The organism is Thermocrispum municipale DSM 44069, assembly GCF_000427825.1.
GTDB lineage: Bacteria > Actinomycetota > Actinomycetes > Mycobacteriales > Pseudonocardiaceae > Thermocrispum > Thermocrispum municipale.
In genome coordinates, this window is record NZ_KE386595.1 from 19,728 (window position 1) to 36,055 (window position 16,328).

General features: G+C 69.8%; 14 protein-coding genes and 3 pseudogenes. 8 read left to right on the plus strand and 9 right to left on the minus strand.

From position 1 onward, the window contains the following. Positions 1-117: 117 nt before the first annotated feature. Together YWM_RS0120700 and YWM_RS0120705 are read right to left on the minus strand one after the other, a co-directional pair. Positions 118-783, minus strand: a complete 666-nt coding sequence (locus YWM_RS0120700; protein WP_028852291.1) for a response regulator — start codon at positions 781-783, stop codon at positions 118-120. Next, positions 780-1,964: a sensor histidine kinase gene (locus tag YWM_RS0120705; protein WP_043662091.1), complete on the minus strand. Its 1,185-nt coding sequence runs from the start codon at positions 1,962-1,964 to the stop codon at positions 780-782. Before YWM_RS0120705 ends, YWM_RS0120700 begins: the two co-directional genes overlap by 4 nt. A gap of 110 nt (positions 1,965-2,074) precedes the next feature. Here YWM_RS0120705 and YWM_RS24870 point away from each other — a divergent pair. Together YWM_RS24870 and YWM_RS24875 are read left to right on the plus strand one after the other, a co-directional pair. Beyond that, positions 2,075-2,725 (plus strand): annotated as a pseudogene (locus tag YWM_RS24870) (ABC transporter ATP-binding protein); the annotation flags it as partial. Between the two features lie 83 nt (positions 2,726-2,808). Beyond that, positions 2,809-3,372: an ABC transporter permease gene (locus YWM_RS24875; protein WP_052345355.1), complete on the plus strand. Its 564-nt coding sequence runs from the start codon at positions 2,809-2,811 to the stop codon at positions 3,370-3,372. Between the two features lie 42 nt (positions 3,373-3,414). Here YWM_RS24875 and YWM_RS0120720 read toward each other — a convergent pair whose 3' ends face one another. Further along, the gene (locus YWM_RS0120720; protein ID WP_005464729.1) at positions 3,415-3,804 is read right to left on the minus strand and encodes a heavy metal-responsive transcriptional regulator; all 390 of its coding nucleotides are present in this window, start codon (positions 3,802-3,804) and stop codon (positions 3,415-3,417) included. A 107-nt stretch (positions 3,805-3,911) separates the two neighbouring features. On the opposite strand from YWM_RS0120720, the gene merA reads away from it, so the two are divergent. Further along, positions 3,912-5,336, plus strand: coding sequence for a mercury(II) reductase (merA, locus tag YWM_RS0120725; protein WP_005464728.1), 1,425 nt, complete (start codon positions 3,912-3,914; stop codon positions 5,334-5,336). 369 nt (positions 5,337-5,705) lie between these two features. Here the strand turns inward: merA and YWM_RS25965 are convergent, their stop codons facing one another. The 5 genes and pseudogenes from YWM_RS25965 to YWM_RS24880 all read right to left on the minus strand — a co-directional run. Next, positions 5,706-6,356 carry a hypothetical protein gene (locus YWM_RS25965; RefSeq protein ID WP_425426585.1) on the minus strand — a complete coding sequence of 217 codons (651 nt, stop codon included), beginning with the start codon at positions 6,354-6,356 and terminating at the stop codon, positions 5,706-5,708. A gap of 664 nt (positions 6,357-7,020) precedes the next feature. Further along, positions 7,021-7,482 (minus strand): annotated as a pseudogene (locus YWM_RS27210) (relaxase/mobilization nuclease domain-containing protein); the annotation flags it as partial. After that, positions 7,479-7,742, minus strand: coding sequence for a hypothetical protein (locus YWM_RS27000; protein ID WP_245566123.1), 264 nt, complete (start codon positions 7,740-7,742; stop codon positions 7,479-7,481). The gene YWM_RS27000 and the pseudogene YWM_RS27210, both read right to left, overlap by 4 nt. A gap of 323 nt (positions 7,743-8,065) precedes the next feature. After that, a complete protein-coding gene (locus YWM_RS25975) occupies positions 8,066-8,569 on the minus strand; it encodes a hypothetical protein (RefSeq protein WP_211232548.1) in 504 nt (167 codons plus the stop codon). Positions 8,570-8,688: 119 nt separating this feature from the next. Continuing rightward, positions 8,689-9,435, minus strand: a pseudogene (locus YWM_RS24880) (recombinase family protein); the annotation flags it as partial. 38 nt (positions 9,436-9,473) lie between these two features. Between YWM_RS24880 and YWM_RS0120745 the strand changes: the two are divergent. Next, positions 9,474-9,692 carry a hypothetical protein gene (locus tag YWM_RS0120745; RefSeq protein WP_028852295.1) on the plus strand — a complete coding sequence of 73 codons (219 nt, stop codon included), beginning with the start codon at positions 9,474-9,476 and terminating at the stop codon, positions 9,690-9,692. A 56-nt stretch (positions 9,693-9,748) separates the two neighbouring features. On the opposite strand, the gene YWM_RS0120750 is transcribed toward YWM_RS0120745, so the two are convergent. Beyond that, complete coding sequence (locus YWM_RS0120750; RefSeq protein WP_043662094.1) at positions 9,749-11,215, minus strand: NAD-dependent succinate-semialdehyde dehydrogenase; 1,467 nt, start codon at positions 11,213-11,215, stop codon at positions 9,749-9,751. Between the two features lie 200 nt (positions 11,216-11,415). Here YWM_RS0120750 and YWM_RS0120755 point away from each other — a divergent pair, with 200 nt between their 5' ends. From YWM_RS0120755 to YWM_RS0120770, 4 genes are all read left to right on the plus strand, one after another. Then, complete coding sequence (locus YWM_RS0120755; protein WP_028852297.1) at positions 11,416-12,669, plus strand: aspartate aminotransferase family protein; 1,254 nt, start codon at positions 11,416-11,418, stop codon at positions 12,667-12,669. Continuing rightward, the gene (locus YWM_RS0120760; protein ID WP_028852298.1) at positions 12,666-13,166 is read left to right on the plus strand and encodes a DUF3830 family protein; all 501 of its coding nucleotides are present in this window, start codon (positions 12,666-12,668) and stop codon (positions 13,164-13,166) included. Before YWM_RS0120755 ends, YWM_RS0120760 begins: the two co-directional genes overlap by 4 nt. A gap of 120 nt (positions 13,167-13,286) precedes the next feature. After that, a complete protein-coding gene (locus YWM_RS0120765; protein WP_245566124.1) occupies positions 13,287-14,699 on the plus strand; it encodes an FAD-binding oxidoreductase in 1,413 nt (470 codons plus the stop codon). A 24-nt stretch (positions 14,700-14,723) separates the two neighbouring features. Further along, a complete protein-coding gene (locus tag YWM_RS0120770; protein ID WP_028852300.1) occupies positions 14,724-16,286 on the plus strand; it encodes an acetolactate synthase large subunit in 1,563 nt (520 codons plus the stop codon). The last annotated feature ends 42 nt before the right edge of the window (positions 16,287-16,328 follow it).

Consider the following 16,328-nt stretch of genomic DNA (forward strand, 5'->3'; position numbering starts at 1 on the left):
GTGTCGGGATTCCGTTGAGTGCCGTCACCACGACCCCGCACGACGCTCCTGCGCCAAGTGGCCTCACCCCGGGCGAGCACGGTCAATGCGCGGTTGCGCATGGTTCCGCGATCCGGCTCAGCCCACGGAGACGAGCCCGCTTTCGTACGCGGCTATCACCAGCTGGGCCCGATCCCTGGCGTGCAGTTTCGCCAGCAGCTGCCCGATGTGCGTTTTCACCGTGGCCATGCTGACCACGAGCTGCTCGGCGATCTCCTGATTGGACAATCCCTGCCCGACCAACGTCAGAACCTCACGCTCCCGGGCGGTGATCCCGTCCAGCCGGCGCGTCGGCCGCCACCGCTGCTCGGGTCGCTTGGCGAACTCCGCGATCAATCGCCGGGTGATCGTCGGTGCAAGCAGCGCCTCGCCGTCGGCCACAACCCGGATCGCCGCGAGCAGATCACCGGGCGGCGTGTCCTTGAGCAGGAATCCACTTGCCCCGGCGCGCAGCGCGGAGAACACGTACGCATCCAGGTCGAACGTGGTCAGGATGATGACCTTCACGTCGGCGGTGTCCGGCGACCCGCAGATCTGTTCGGTCGCCTCGATGCCGTCCATCTCCGGCATCCGGATGTCCATCAACACCACGTCCGGCCGCAGCGCCCTCACCTGCTCGACGGCCTCACGCCCGTCCCCGGCCTCGCCGACGACCTCGAGCCCGCCCGCGTTCCCGACCAGTACGGCGAAGCTGGCGCGCAGCAGTTGCTGGTCGTCCGCGATCAGGACACGCACGTCACTCATGCCGGCACCGACTCCAGAGGCATCGTGGCGTGCACACGGAACCCGCCGCCGGGCATCCGGCCCGCGGAGAACTCCCCGGAGAACAGCGAGACGCGCTCGCGCATGCCGATCAAGCCGTGCCCGCCGGGAAGCCCGGACGGCGCGCGGTTGCCGTCGTCGATCACTTCGACCTCGACCTCCCGCTCGTCCACGCTCACCCGTACCTGACACCGGGCCGGAGCCGCGTGCTTGACGACGTTCGTCAGCGACTCCTGCACGATCCGGTACACCGACAGCCCGACCGGCGCGGGCAAGCCCTCGACTCCCTCGACCCGAAGGTCCACCTCGACACCGGCACGGGTCGCCTGCTCGGCGAGTTCAGCCAGCCGGTCCGCGGTCGGCGACGGCTGCAAAGACGCTTGCTCGGCGCCGGCGGCGGCCGCACCGTCTTCTTCCGGTGTGCGCAGCACACCGAGCATCCGCCGCAGCTCACGCAAGGCCTCCCGCCCGGTCGACTCGATCACCGCCAACGCCGACCGAGCTTCTTCCGGCCGCTCGGCCGCCACGTGGTTGGCCACCGACGCCTGCACGGTGATCAGGCTCAGGCTGTGCGCGATGCCGTCGTGCAGATCGCGGGCTATGCGCAGCCGCTCGTCGGTCAACGCCCGGTCGGCCAGCCGCTCGTGATACAGCCGTCGAGCCCGGCCGGCCCGCCCGGTGCTCCATGCCGCGATCGTCACCAGGCTGAGTCCGCCGAAGATCACCGCCGCCTCGGTCCAGCTCAACCCGGGAAACGTCGTCACCGACATCGCCACCGCGGCGTTGATGCCCGCGAGCGATCCGACCAACGCCAGCACCGCGCGCGAACGAGACAGGCTCGCGGCGGCAGGGTGCAGAGCCAGCGCAATGGCCAAATACGTGACGACGGCCCCGTTGACCGGCAGCACGCGCGAGACCACCGACACGATGCTGGCCAGCACCACGAACACCAGCACACCGACCGGCCGGCGACGCCGCAGGGCCAGCGGCAGGGTCATGGCGAACGCAGCGACCAGCGACACGGCGAGCGGTTCGTCCGCCCCCGCCGGCCCCGGCTCCGCCGCGGCCACCACCATCACCAACGCCAGCAGCAGCGCCAGCGCGATGTCCACGATCGCCGCCACCACACGTTCGAGCAGCGGCGGCCGCTGGTCATACGCCATGAACTCAACCTATTGCAGCGACCCGGCCCTGGCCTCCGACCACGGTATGAGTTCGCCAACCATCCCCTGATCCGATGTCGTCGGCCGTCCCGGCGGGCACGGTTGTCGCCATGATCGAAGTACGCGACCTCAGCAAGTGGTACGGCGGCAAGCCCGCGGTCGACCACTTGACGTTCACCGTCCGACCGGGCCGGGTGACCGGGTTCCTCGGGCCGAACGGCGCGGGCAAATCCACCACCATGCGGGCGATCCTCGCGCTGGACCGGCCGACTTCCGGGTCCGCGCTGATCTCCGGAGTCCGCTACGACCAGCTCACCGAACCGCTGCGGGAAGTCGGGGCGCTGCTCGACGCGGGAGCTGTGCACCCCGGCCGCACCGCCGCCAACCACCTGCGCGCCCTCGCGATCGCCGCGCACCTACCGCGCCAGCGCGTCGACGAGGTCCTCGACATCGTGGGTCTGGCCGACATGGCGGGCAAGCGGGTCAAGGGATTCTCCCTGGGCATGCGGCAGCGCTTGGGGATCGCCGCAGCCCTGCTCGGCGACCCCGCGGTGCTGCTGTTCGACGAGCCGGTCAACGGGCTCGACCCGGAAGGTATCCGCTGGGTACGAGGACTCATGCGATCGCTGGCCGACGAAGGCCGCACCGTGCTGGTCTCCAGCCATCTGATGTCGGAGATGGCAGTCACCGCCGACGAACTCGTCGTCATCGGAGGCGGCCGCCTGGTCGCCCAGGGCACCGTCAGCGAACTGACCGCGGGCCACGGCTCGCTGGAAGACGCCTATTTCGACCTCACCGGCGGCCACACCGAATACGCCACCAGCTACCCACCGGGAGTGCCCCGATGACCGCCGTCGTCACCGCCGAATGGAACAAGCTGCGCACCGTCCGTTCGACCTACTTCGTCGCGGTGTTCGTCCTGGTGTTGGCCGCTCTCGGCATCGCGACCGTCCAGATGCTGACCGACGCTTTCCTCGCCGGCGACGCCGAAGGCCGCAGGCTTTACGATCCGGCCGACCTCACCATCGTGGTCCTGCCGTTCGCCCAGCTCACCATCGCGGTACTGGGCACGCTGGCGGTCACGTCGGAGTTCCACACCGGGACGATCCGGCCGACGCTGCAGGCGACGCCGCAACGCGGAAGACTCTTCGCGGGCAAAGCTCTCGCAATCGCGGCCGTCGCAACGATGGTCGGTGCCGTCGCGTTCACCGGCATGGTGCTGGCCAGTTGGTTCATCGCGGGCGACAAGCCGGAGCCGATCAAGCCGTGGCCCTCGCTCGGTGACGGCCTGCTCGTCGCGGGTGCCTGCACGCTCGGGGTCACCGTGGCGGCCCTGGTGGCCTACGGCCTGGGCACCGCGTTGCGGTCCACCGCCGCCACCCTCGTCACCGTCACCGGGCTGCTGTAGCGCATGTCGGGGTTGTGGCGTTGGCGCGAACGGCTCTGCCGTTTACAGGTATCGGCAGACCTGGTCCGCGCTGCACGAGTCGGGGTCGGGCTGCGCGGCGTCGTGCCTGAGCTCGGCGATGGTGTCTCGGAGCGCTGTGAGCTGGGCGATCTGCTGCTCGATCTCGGCGAGGCGCGCGTCGAGGAGGTCGCGCACGTGCTCGCAGGGAGCAGCGCCGCCGTCGCGGATTTCGAGGATCTGGCGGATCTGGGCGAGGGTGAGGCCCGCGGCCTGGCCGCGGTGGACGAAGTCGATCCGGGCGGCCGTCTCGGGCGCGTAGTCGCGGTATCCGGACGGCGTGCGCTCGGCCGGGGGCAGCAGGCCCTGCTCCTCGTAGAACCGCAGCGTCTTCGCCGTCGTTCCCGCCCGCTCGGCGAGTTCCCCGATGCGCATCGCAGGCCCCCTGTTCTTTCGGCAGAAGTCCTCTTGACCTTCCCCTGCACTGGAAGGTCCAGTATGGCTGAGATAGACCGGAAGTCCAAGTATTGACAGGAGCTGCGATGCCCACGAAGTACGACCTCGCCATCATCGGATCGGGCGGCGGTGCGTTCGCCGCCGCGATCCGCGCGACCACGCTCGGCAAGTCGGTGGTGATGATCGAGCGCGGGACGCTCGGCGGCACCTGCGTGAACACCGGCTGCGTGCCGTCGAAGGCCCTGATCGCCGCGGCCGACGCATGGCACTCCGCGGCCGACGCCGCCGACCGGTTCCCGGGGATCGAGACGACGGCGGGGCCGGTGGACATGCCCGCCCTGATCGCCGGGAAGCAGGCGCTGGTCGAGTCGCTGCGGGGCGAGAAGTACGCCGACGTCGCCGACTCCTACGGGTGGGCCGTCCGCCGCGGGGACGCCGCGTTCGCCGGCACCCCCGACGCACCGGTCCTCCAGGTCGCCGAGGACGACGGCAGCACCGAGACGATCGAGGCCGCGCACTACCTGGTCGCGACTGGCTCTCGGCCGTGGGCCCCGCCGATCGACGGCCTGGACGAGACCGGGTACCTGACCTCGACCACGGCGATGGAGCTGACCGAACTCCCTGAGTCCCTGCTCGTGCTCGGCGGCGGCTACGTCGCCCTGGAGCAGGCGCAGCTGTTCGCCCGGCTCGGCTCCCAGGTCACCGTGCTGGCCCGGTCCCGGCTCGCGTCGAAGGAGGAGCCGGAGGTGTCCAGGACGCTGCAGGAGGTGTTCGCCGACGAGGGCATCCGGGTGGTCCGCCGCGCGCTGCCGACGCGGGTGTCCCGCGACGCCGCGACCGGGCAGGCCGTCGTCACCGCGGACGTCGCCGGCGGCCGGGAGGAGTTCCGCGCCGACCAGGTGCTCCTCGCCCTCGGACGACGACCGGCCACCGACGGGCTCGGCCTCGACGCGGTCGGGGTCAAGACCGGGGACCTCGGCGAGGTGGTCGTCTCCGACCGGATGCAGTCCTCCCACCCGCGGATCTGGGCCGCGGGCGACGTGACCGGCCACCCCGAATTCGTCTACGTCGCCGCCCAGCACGGCACCCTCGTCGCCGAGAACGCGTTCACCGACGCCGACCGGGCCGTGGACTACGCCCGGCTGCCGAGGGTCACGTTCACCGGCCCGGCGATCGGCGCGGTCGGGATGACCGAGAAGGACGTCGTCGCCGCCGGGATCCGCTGCGACTGCCGCGTCCTGCCCCTGCACCACGTGCCCCGCGCCCTGGTCAACCGCGACACCCGCGGCTTCGTCAAGATCGTCGTGGACGCCGACACGGGGAAGATCCTCGGCATCACCGCCGTCGCCAAGGACGCCGGCGAGCTCGCCGCCGCCGGGGTCCACGTGCTCGGCAAGACCGTCGCCGAGGTCGCCGACGCCTGGGCCCCCTACCTGACCATGGCCGAGGGCATCCGGATCGCCGCCAAGGCCTTCACCACCGATCCGTCGCTCCTGTCGTGCTGCGCGTGAACGCGCACGCAGACAATCGGGGGGAACGCTCAGCTGGGAGAGGAACAGACGATGAGCGGCGATAAGGGCCACGACTCGCATCGCGCGGGCGTGCTTGTCGGTGCTGGGACGGGCTTGCTCCTGTTGGCATGCTGCGCGCTTCCGCTGCTGATCTGCTGCGGCCTGCCTCTCCTCGCCGCGGGCGGAGCCCTTGCAGGTATCGGAGGTTTCCTCGGCAACCCTTGGCTCATCGGTGCCGGGATCGCAGTCGGGGTGGCCGTCACAGCGGCGATCGTCCTCCGGCGACTGCCGCGGCACCGACGTCGCTCGACCGGCGGCTGCGGCAATCGTTCGACTACTGACCGGGGTCAGTAGTTCGAGTGGCTCCAGTCATCGTCGCCAGCTCGGCCACGTCGGCATCCCGCGACCCTTCCAGGTCTCCACGAGACCAACAACCCAGCGGACGGACGCGAAGACCCCGTAGCCGGCCGCCGCGAGGCCCACGGCGATCACGAGCCAACGCCCGATCCCGAGCCACACGCTACCGTCCACGTCCAGCGCCCACTGAGCGCCGGTGATGAGCCCGGCGATGCCCATCCAGAGCCCAGCGATGACGACCACCACCGGCAGGAGCGCGAGGCACATCGCGGCGGCGGCCGACCACAGCTGCCGGGCCTCCAGCTTCGCGGTGGCGGCGATGATCCGCTCGGCCCGTTCGTTCGACGCGTCGAGGTTCGCGGTCATCGTGGTCGAAGCCTCTCCGGTGACCTGCTCGACGGCCTTCTGGACCCGCTCCTCGGTGTGCTTCTCGATCCGCTGCACCGCCCAGCCGACCTGTCTGACGAGCTTCTGGTTCGCCGCGGCCTGCGCCTTGAGCGCTTCACATGCCGCGGTCGCAGCCGCGTGATTCCTCTGCGCTTCGACGATCAAGCTCTGCGAGGCGCTCTTCAGCTTCTCGCCGTCGAGACTCTGCGCGAACTCGCCGAGCGTGCTCGCGATCTCGTTCTGCCTGCTCGCGATACTCGCGATCCTCTCGGACACGTCGCTGGAGGGCGAGGAGGTCGACGGCGGGGCAGTGATCCGCTCCAACCGCCTCGTCGTCTCCTCGTCCATGACCTTCACGAACCCCGCGAGTTTCTTCTGCTGCTCGGTCAGCCGGTCGATCCTCGCGTTCTGTGCCTCGACGGCGGCGAGGATCGAGTTCAAGGTATCCGTCGTCTCGGGACTGCCGAGCTGCTGTCGCTGCTCGTCCTGCGCGTTCTGCTGCTTCAGCCTGTCGAGCGCTGCGCTCATGTTCCTGCTCCTTCTGCTGCTGGTGGTACTCGAAGAACGCCTGCGCGCCCTCCGGGGTGAAGTCCGCCGAGAGCGCGCTCGTGCGCTTGCGGCGCTCGGCGCGCCCGGACTCGCCCCTGCGGTCCTCGATGTAAAGCGTCCACGTCTCCTTGCCGACGTTCTTGCCCCGCTTGCTCACAACGGTGTGCAGGCGCATCCGCGGCACCCGCTCCCCGTCGTCGCCGAGCTGCTGGTTCTGCTCCACGATCACCGCTTCGAGACCGGCCTTGTCCACCGCACGGTGATCAGCCAGGGCGGCGCTCATCCGGTCGCCCATCTCACGGTCGAGCCCGCCCTCGGCGAAGTCCTCGCGGCGCAGCTCCCAGTCCTTCGGCGCGTGCTCCAGCCGCTTCACGACCGAGAGGCCGTGCTCGCGCATCAGCTCGTCGTTCGCCGACTGCACTCCCCGCTGGTTCCCGGCCTTGCGGTCGTGGAACGTGCGGTAGTCCGAGAGCGCCTTCCCGGTCTCGTTGTTGTGGTTGATGACCAAGATGTGGTTGTGCGGCTTCCAGCCGCGTCCATCCACATGGCTGACCACGAGGCAGTCCGAGTCCGGGTGCATACTCTTCGCCAGCAGGTAGCCCAGATCGTTCACCCGCTGCACGTCCTCCGGGTTCTGCGGGTCGAACTCCTCGTCGCTGAACGACTGCCTGTAGTGCAGCGCCTCGACGTCACGCTTCGTGTTCTGCGTGAGCGCGCGGGCGCGGGCCGAGAACGCGCCAGGGCCTCCCTGCACGTCGCACGTGACCGCGACCCCGCGCTCGTCCTCCTTGCCCCGGATGTAGCGCTCCGTGTCGGCGGCGCTGGTGCTCGGGCTGTAATGCGTGGTGCTCACGAGGCCGTCCGATCACCGAGCAGCGCCCGGACCTCGCGCAGCAACTCGATCAGCTCGGGCACCTCCGCCGACAGCGCCACCGCCTCACCGGCCCGCGCGCGGCGGTCCAGATCGTTGACGTTCATCGCCAGCGGGCGCACCTGCGCGGCCAGTTCGCGGGCGTCCGCCGAGGCCTGCACGCGCGTCTCGACCCCGAGCAGGTGCGCGGCCACCGCGGCGTCCAGCTCCTCGCTCCGAGAGGCGTGCAGGGCATCGCGCACGACGCTCCGCACCCACGTGCTCGGAGCCAGCCCGAGCCGCTTCGCACGAGTCCGAAGCGCCCCGAGCGTGGCGTCATCGAAGCGAGTATCGAGCCGCCCGCCGCTGCCACGACGACGCTTCGCGCCGCCGTGACTCTGCCGCACAGCCTCCGCATCAGCCCGACCGGTGTTCACCTGCGAGTCGGCCTGCTGCTCCACCTGTACGCCAGAGTGGCAAGCAGTAGCCCCGTCGGACACATCGCTGGCGCTCGTGCCCTCCGTGGCTGCTTGCGAGGGGGCTCCGCCCCCTTCGATCCCCTGGAAGTGACCATCGAGCTCGGTGCTCATGCGGCACCTCCCGCAACCAGCAGACCGCCGTTCGCGCGGAGCCGCTCGACCTTCGCGTCGAGCACCTTCTGCTTCGCCTCAGCGCGGCGCTGGCGCTCGTCCTCAGAGAGCGCCGGGCACTCATCTTCATGCCTCGCGTAGACGCCCGCCTGCGGCGTCGCGCAGGTGCAGAGCTTCAGCTCGCGGTTGTGCTCCTCCAGCTCGGCGAGCCGTCTGCGCTGCTGCTCCTCGACGATCTCACGGTCACGCTTCGCCGCCTCCTCCGCGGCGGCGATCTCCTCAGCGCTCGGCTGGATCGGCTGGCCGACTCCAGCGAACTCTGCGAACAGATCGGCCCCATCGATCGCGTCCAGCTCGGGACGGGCAATCCGGTCGTGCTGCTCCACGATCGGCGCGACGGTGCGCGCCTCGATCTCGCCGCGCACGCGCTCGCGCTCCGCCGCGTCGGCTGCTTGCGGCTGTTCGTCCCCGAGACAAGCGTCGCGCCGCACTTCCCGCACAGGCCGATCGAGGACAGAAGGTACTTCGGCTGGTTGCCCTGCCTCGCCGACCTCCGCACGTTGTCCTCCAGCTTCGCCACCGCGGCCCGCCACGTCTGTTCACCGACGATGGGCGGGAACGCCTCGCCCTGCACCGGGTACAGCCCACCGGTTGAGTAGTGCTTGATGAAGCCAGCGTAGAGCGGGTTCGCCAGCAAGTACCGCACGGCATCGACGGAGAACGCCTGCCCGCGCGCGGTGACGTGCCCGGCACTGTTCAGGTCCTCGCGGATGCGCCGGATCGACAGCGCCGGTTCACCGAGGAACGCGTCGAATGCCCGCCGAACGGCCTCGGCCTCCTCCTCGATCAGTTCCCCCTCCCTCGTCCAGCCGAACGCCTTCCAGGTGGACGCCGGGATGCCTTCGGCCCGGCGTCGCTCGTTCGACCTGATCTGACGCTCGGCCTTGCGTCGCGCCTCGAACCGGGCGAGGGCGGCGAGCATCGTCGCGCGGAACTCGCCATCGGCCGTCGAGAGGTCGATCTCGCCGTCGACGGTGACCACGCGGAGCCCAAGGCCGATCATCGTGTTGAGGTCTTGCGTAGTTCGCAGGAGGCGATCCATGTCCACGGCAACGACCATCGAGAACCGGCCCGCTCGGGCGTCCTCCAGCATCTCGGCCCAACGTGTGCCAGCGCGGCGCTTCTTCGTCGCCGACACCGCGTTGTCCTCGTAGACCTCGACGACCTGCCAGTCCTTGGCCTCGGCCAGCGCCCTGATCTTCTTCAGCTGCGTGTCTACCGTCCAGCGGTCGCCCTTGCGGTCCATGGAGGCACGGACGTACGCCGCGACCTCGTTCGTCCCCCTCAGCGGTACCAGATCGACCATGTCACGAAGCTTGCATGTGCGGGTGTTGCAACTGCGACATGCGCTACGTGGTGCCGATGATCTCCGAGTTCCTGCCGTCCCACGTGCAGGAGTGGGTGATCTCGCTGGTGCTGCCGACGCTGCCCCGTCTGCTGGTCGGCGCGCCGGAGAACGTCGAGACGCCGCTGTCGCAGTCGGGGGCGGCAGCGGCTCTCGTCGCGTATCTGGTGGTCGCGCTCGGCGTCGGATGGTTCGCGCTGCGCAAGCGCGACGCGTGACGGAGCCCCGCGTCCCACGGCCGTTCGCACAGGGACGGCCGTGGGACGTCAGGCGGTCAGACGTTGATGGCGATGTACTTGGTCTCCAGGAACTCGTCGATACCGACCGTGCCGCCTTCGCGGCCGAGGCCGGACTGCTTCACGCCACCGAACGGCGCCGCCGGGTTGGACACGATGCCCTGGTTCAGGCCCACCATGCCGGTCTCCAGCGCCTCGCACACCCGGATCGCCCGGTTGATGTCTTGCGTGAACACGTAGCTGACCAGGCCGTACTCGGTGTCGTTGGCCTTGGCGACGACCTCGTCCTCGGTGTCGAAGACGTTGATCGGCGCGACCGGGCCGAAGATCTCCTCGTGCGCCACGCGCGCGTCCTGCGGCACGTCGGACAGCACGGTCGGCGGGTAGAAGTGGCCGGGTCCCTCGATCGGCTCGCCGCCGGTGAGCACCTTGGCGCCCCGCTCCACCGCGTCGGACACCAGGCTGCTGACCTTCTCCACCGCGGCCTCGTCGACCAGCGGGCCGATCACCACGCCCTCCTCGGTGCCGCGGCCGATCGGCTGCGCGGCCATCTTCTCGGTGAGCCGCCGCGCGAACTCGTCGGCCACGCCGCGCTGCACGTAGAACCGGTTGGCCGCCGTGCAGGCCTCGCCGATGTTGCGCAGCTTCGCCAGCATCGCGCCTTCCACCGCCACGTCCAGGTCGGCGTCGTCGAACACGATGAACGGCGCGTTGCCACCCAGCTCCATCGACGTCCGCAGCACCTTGTCGGCACACTGCTCGAGCAACTTGCGGCCGACCGCCGTCGAGCCGGTGAAGGACAGCTTGCGCGCGCGGCCGTCGCGGATCAACGGCTCCATCACGCCGCCGGAGTCGCTGGTCGTCACCACGTTGACCACGCCGTCCGGCAGACCGGCCTCGGCCAGGATCCCGGCGAGCGCCAGCATCGACAGCGGCGTCTGCGCGGCGGGCTTGATCACCGACGTGCAGCCGGCGGCGATGGCCGGGCCGAGTTTGCGGGTGCCCATCGCCATCGGGAAGTTCCACGGCGTGATCAACAGCGCCGGGCCGACCGGCTGCCGGTGGATCAGGAACCGGCCCTTGCCGTTCGGCGCCACCGCGTAGCCACCCTCGATCCGGACGGCCTCCTCGGCGAACCAGCGGAAGAACTCGGCCGCGTAGGCGACTTCACCGCGGGATTCGGCCAGCGGCTTGCCCATCTCCAGCGTCATCAACAGCGCCAGCTCCTCGGTGCGGTCGATGAGCAGCTGGTAGGCCCTGCGCAGGATCTCGCCCCGCTCCCGCGGCGGGTGCTTGGCGAACGACGGCTGCGCGGCCACGGCGGCGTCCAAGGCGGCCTTGCCGTCTTCCGGGGAGGCATCGGCGACCTCGCACAACACCTTTCCGGTGGACGGGTCGTACACCGGCAGCGTCTTACCGTCGGTGGCTTTGCGCCACTGGCCCCCGATGAACAGATCCTTGCCGACGTTGTCGACAACGCTGGTTTCGGTCGGTGCTGCGGTCATGAATGCTCCTGCCAGGACGGCCGGGGTTTCCGGCTGGGTTGTCGCCTGTGATTGCCACTGTTGTCTTGCCACTGCCCCTGGTGCGAAACACCTCTTGCTTCCGGGGCCGCCGAGAGTCATGCTAGGGACATTGTCGACAATCGACAAGAGCCGAAAGACCTGCCCTCACGCGATCACCGATACGAACCAGGAGCACTTTCGTGTCCCAGCTTTCCCCGCTGCTCAAGCAGGCAACCCCGGTCGTCGTCGACCACGGCGAAGGGGTGTATCTGTACGACACCGACGGCAACCGCCATCTGGACTTCACTTCCGGTATCGGCGTGACCAGCACCGGCCATTGCCATCCGAAAGTGGTCGCCGCCGCACAGGAGCAGATCGGCAAGGTCATCCACGCGCAGTACACGACGGTGATGCACCAGCCGCTGCTCACGCTGTCCGAGCGGCTGGGTGAGGTGTTGCCGGACGGCCTGGACTCGCTGTTCTTCGTCAACTCCGGTTCCGAGGCGGTCGAGGCGTCGCTGCGACTGGCCCGCCAGGCCACCGGCAGGCCGAACATCATCGCGTTCCACGGCGGCTTCCACGGCCGCACGGTGGCCGCGGCGTCGATGACCACCAGCGGCACGAAGTTCCGGTCCGGGTTCGCCCCGCTGATGGCGGGCGTGCACTTCGCGCCGTTCCCGTACGCGTTCCACTACGGCTGGGACGAGCAGACCGCGACCAAGTTCGCGCTGCGGGAGCTGGACTACGTGCTGCAGACCATGACCTCGCCCGCCGACACCGCCGCGATGATCGTCGAGCCGATCCTCGGCGAAGGCGGCTACGTGCCCGCCAACGCCGAGTTCATGGCCGGGCTGCGGCAGCGCTGCGACGAGCACGGCATCCTGTTGATCATCGACGAGGTGCAGGCCGGCTTCGGCCGCACCGGCAAGTTCTGGGGCCACCAGCACTTCGACGTCAAGCCGGACATCATCATCACGGCCAAGGGCCTGGCCAGTGGCTTCCCGCTGTCGGCCATCGCGGCGTCGCGCGAGCTGATGAGCAAGGCCTGGCCGGGCTCGCAGGGCGGCACCTACGGCGGCAACGCCGTCGCCTGCGCGGCCGCGCTGGCCACGTTGGACGTCATCCAGGAGGAGAACCTGGTCGCCAACGCCGCCGAGCAGGGCAGGCGTCTGCTGGACGGCGCGCGCGCCATCGCCGACAAGACCTCCCGCATCGGGGACGTCCGCGGCCTCGGCCTGCTGGTCGGCTCGGAGTTCGTCACCGAGGACGGCGAGCCCGACGCCAAGACGGCCACCGCGGCCCAGCAGCTGGCCGCGCAGAACGGCCTGCTGCTGCTCACCTGCGGCGCGTGGGGTCAGGTCGTGCGCATGATCCCGGCGCTCGTGGTGACCGGCGAGCAGATCGACGAGGCACTGGGAATCTGGGAGAACGTGGTTGCCGAGGTGACAGCGTGACGCGATACATCACCATCAGCCTGGACAAGCGTGGGGTCAGCTGCCGGGCGGCGTTGCTGGACGACGCCGCCCCACGGACCTGCGAAGCGGTGTGGAACGCGTTGCCGCAGAGCGGACAGGCCTACCACGCCAAGTACGCCCGCAACGAGGTGTACACGCTGGTGCGGCCGTTCGCCGACCCGCCGGTCGGACGGGAGAATCCGACGATCACGCCCATCCCGGGTGACGTGGTGTACTTCGGGTTCGAACCGTGGGAGATCGGCAACCCGGCCTACGGCTACGACGACGACAGCGAGGCGCACAACGCCGAGGGCGCCACGGATCTGGCGATCTTCTACGGGCGCAACAACCTGCTGATCAACGGCGACGCCGGCTGGGTCCCCGGCAACGTTTTCGCCACGATCGTGGAAGGTTTGGACGAGATGGCCGCCGCCGCCCAAGACTTGTGGCTGCGCGGCGTGGAAGGAGAGACATTGTCCTTCCGCCGGGCCGACTGAGCACGGCCCGACAGCATCTTGCACAAGTGAACAAGATTCATCTTCCGCGCGATGCCCCCGCCCGCTAAGGTCGGGGGCGTCGGCGCACGGTACGGCCGGAGAAGGACGAGGTGGTTCGCGGTGTCCAGCACGATCGAGACCGACGCCAAGGTCCGGCTGGCGGAGGTCGTGGGGGCGCACAACCTGCTGGCCGGTGACGAGGTCGGCGAGGACTACGGGCATGACGAGACGCTGCAGGTCGAACCCGCCAAACCCGCCTACGTGGCCAAGCCGGGCACCGCAGAGGAGGTCGCCGAGCTGCTGGCCACGGCGAGCGAGCTGCGCATCCCGGTCACCGCACGCGGGTCGGCGACCGGGCTGAGCGCGGCCGCCCGGCCGGTCGACGGCGGACTGGTGATCTCGTTCGAGCGGATGAACCGGGTGCTCGAGGTCGACACGGTCAACCACGTGGCCGTCGTCCAGCCCGGCGTGAGGCTGGACGAGTTGGACAAGGCCACCGCCGACCACGGACTGGCCTACACCGTCTACCCCGGCGAGCAGTCCGCGTCGGTCGGCGGCAACGTGGGCACCAACGCGGGCGGAATGCGCGCGGTGAAGTACGGCGTGACCAGGCACAACGTCCTCGGCCTGCAGGCGGCACTGCCCACCGGGGAGCTCATCCGCACCGGCGGCCGTATCGCCAAGATCTCCAACGGCTACGACCTGACCCAGCTGATCATCGGCTCGGAGGGCAGCTTGGCGCTGGCCACCGAGGTGATCGTCAAACTGGTCCCCCGCTTGCCGCACAGCGCCACCGTGCTGGCTCCGTTCCGCGAGTTCACCGAGGTGGTCCAGGCGGTGCCGAAGGTGATCGGCAGCGGGTTGGCGCCGCACATCCTCGAATACATCGACAACCTGACGATGGCGGCGATCACGCACACCTCCCAGCTCGAGCTCGGCATCCCGGACTCGGTGCGGGACACCGCGCAGGCCTACCTCGTGGTGGCGCTGGAGAACCGCGAGCAGGATCGGTTGGACGCCGACGTGCAGGCGGTGGCGGAACGGTTGACCGAGCTCGGCGCCATGGACTGCTACGTGCTCGACGGCTCCTCGGCGCGCAAGCTCATCCAGGCGCGCGAGCACGCGTTCTGGACGGCGAAGGCCGCAGGCGCCCATGACGTGATCGACGTCGTGGTGCCGCGGTCGGCGATGCCGGAGTTCCTCACCAAGGCCAGGGAGCTGGCCATGCAGAACGAGTCCGGTGTGGTGGGCTGCGGCCACGCCGGGGACGGCAACGTGCACCTGGCGGTGTTCCAGGCCGATCCGATCAAGCGGCAGGAACTGTTGCTGGCGATCTTCTCCGAAGGCGCACGCCTGGGCGGCGCGATCTCCGGTGAGCACGGCATCGGCCGCGCCAAGCGCGGCTACTTCCAGGCGCTGGAGGATCCGGCCAAGATCGAGCTGATGCGCCGGATCAAGCAGGCGTTCGACCCTGCCGGGATCCTCAACCCCGGCGTGCTGTTCGACCCGATCTCGCCGGAATCCGAGCACTGAGACCGAGCACTGAAGGAGCATCGAGTGAGCGAGCTCAATGGCGCGCAGGCCCTGATCCGCACGTTGGTCGGCGCGGGTGTGGACGTGTGTTTCGGTAACCCCGGAACGTCGGAGATGCATTTCGTGGCGGCGCTGGACTCGGTGCCGCAGATGCGCGGTGTGCTCGGTCTGTACGAGGGCGTGGTGACCGGCGCGGCAGACGGGTACGCCCGCATCGCGGGCAAGCCGGCGGCGACGCTGCTGCACCTCGGCCCCGGCATGGTCAACGGCCTGGCGAACATGCACAACGCGCGGCGCGCCTTCACGCCGATGGTCAACGTCATCGGGGACCACGCGACGTACCACAAGCAGTACGACGCGCCACTGGAATCGGACATCGAGCCGCTGTCGGAATGGACGCGCGGGTGGACTCGCCGCGCCAAGCACCCCGCCGACGTCGGCGCCGACGCAGCCGCAGCGGTCGCCGCGGCGCAGGACCCGCCGGGCCGACCGGCGAACCTGATCCTGCCCGCGGATGTCTCGTGGGGTGAGGGTGGCCAGGTCGCCGACCCGGTCCCGCCCCGCTCGCGGAAGCCGGTGGGCGACGACGTGATCGCACAGGTCGCCGAGGTCTTGGCGTCCGGAGAGCCGGCCGCGCTGCTGATCGGCGGCCCGGCTTGTGGCCCCGACGGCCTCCGTGCGGCGAGCCGTATCGCGGTGGGCACCGGCGCGAAGGCCTTCGTGGAGACCTTCCCCGCGCGGCTGGAGCGCGGCGCCGGTCTGCCGAACATCGAGCGGCTCGGTTACCTGGCCGAGCAGGTCCAGTACCAGCTGACCGGGATCAAGCACCTGATCGTCGCCGGAACCGATGCGCCGGTGTCGTTCTTCGCCTACCCCGGCAAGCCGAGCGACCTGGTGCCGGAAGGCGCGACCGTGCACGTGTTGGCCGATCGCGAGCACGACGTCATCGCGGCACTCGCGGCACTCGCTGACCGGTCGGCACCGGATGCCGAACCACAGCTGGCCGAAGCCAACCGGCCCGCGCTGCCCAGCGGTGACCTGACGCCGCAGAACTGGGTGGAGGTGGTCGGCGCGCTGCTACCGGAAGGCGCGATCATCTCCGACGAGTCGAACACCTCCGGCGTGCTGCTGCCGATGGCGACGGCCGGAGCGCCGCAGCACACCGTGCTGACGCTGACCGGTGGCGCGATCGGTCAGGGCCTGCCGGTGTCCACCGGTTCGGCCGTGGCGGCACCCGACCGGCCGGTGCTGAACCTGCAGGCCGACGGCAGCGCGATGTACACCATCTCCGCGCTGTGGACCCAAGCCAGGGAGAACCTCGACGTCACCACGGTGATCCTGAACAACGCCGCGTACGCCATCCTGCGCATGGAGATGCAGCGCACCGGCGCCGACCTGTCCGGCCCGGCGGCCAAGGCGCTGCTGGATCTGTCCCGGCCGACGATGGACTTCACCAAGATCGCCGAGGGCATGGGCGTTCCGGCTTCGCGCGCCACCACGTGCGAGGAATTCGCAGAGGCGCTGCGGCGGGCGTTCGACGAGCCCGGGCCGCACCTGATCGACGCGATCGTCCCGCCGTTGCTGTAGGCGCATCGCCGATCGGGCGAACGACGGCCCGGCCACAACCCG

Coding starts and splice junctions, on each gene's coding strand:
- YWM_RS0120750 (WP_043662094.1), bottom strand. CDS start 11,215: ATGACCGCAGCACCGACCGAAACCAGCGTTGTCGACAACGTCGGCAAG.
- YWM_RS0120720 (WP_005464729.1), bottom strand. CDS start 3,804: ATGCGCATCGGGGAACTCGCCGAGCGGGCGGGAACGACGGCGAAGACG.
- YWM_RS24875 (WP_052345355.1), top strand. CDS start 2,809: ATGACCGCCGTCGTCACCGCCGAATGGAACAAGCTGCGCACCGTCCGT.
- YWM_RS0120700 (WP_028852291.1), bottom strand. CDS start 783: ATGAGTGACGTGCGTGTCCTGATCGCGGACGACCAGCAACTGCTGCGC.
- YWM_RS0120705 (WP_043662091.1), bottom strand. CDS start 1,964: ATGGCGTATGACCAGCGGCCGCCGCTGCTCGAACGTGTGGTGGCGGCG.
- YWM_RS0120745 (WP_028852295.1), top strand. CDS start 9,474: ATGCGCTACGTGGTGCCGATGATCTCCGAGTTCCTGCCGTCCCACGTG.
- merA (WP_005464728.1), top strand. CDS start 3,912: ATGCCCACGAAGTACGACCTCGCCATCATCGGATCGGGCGGCGGTGCG.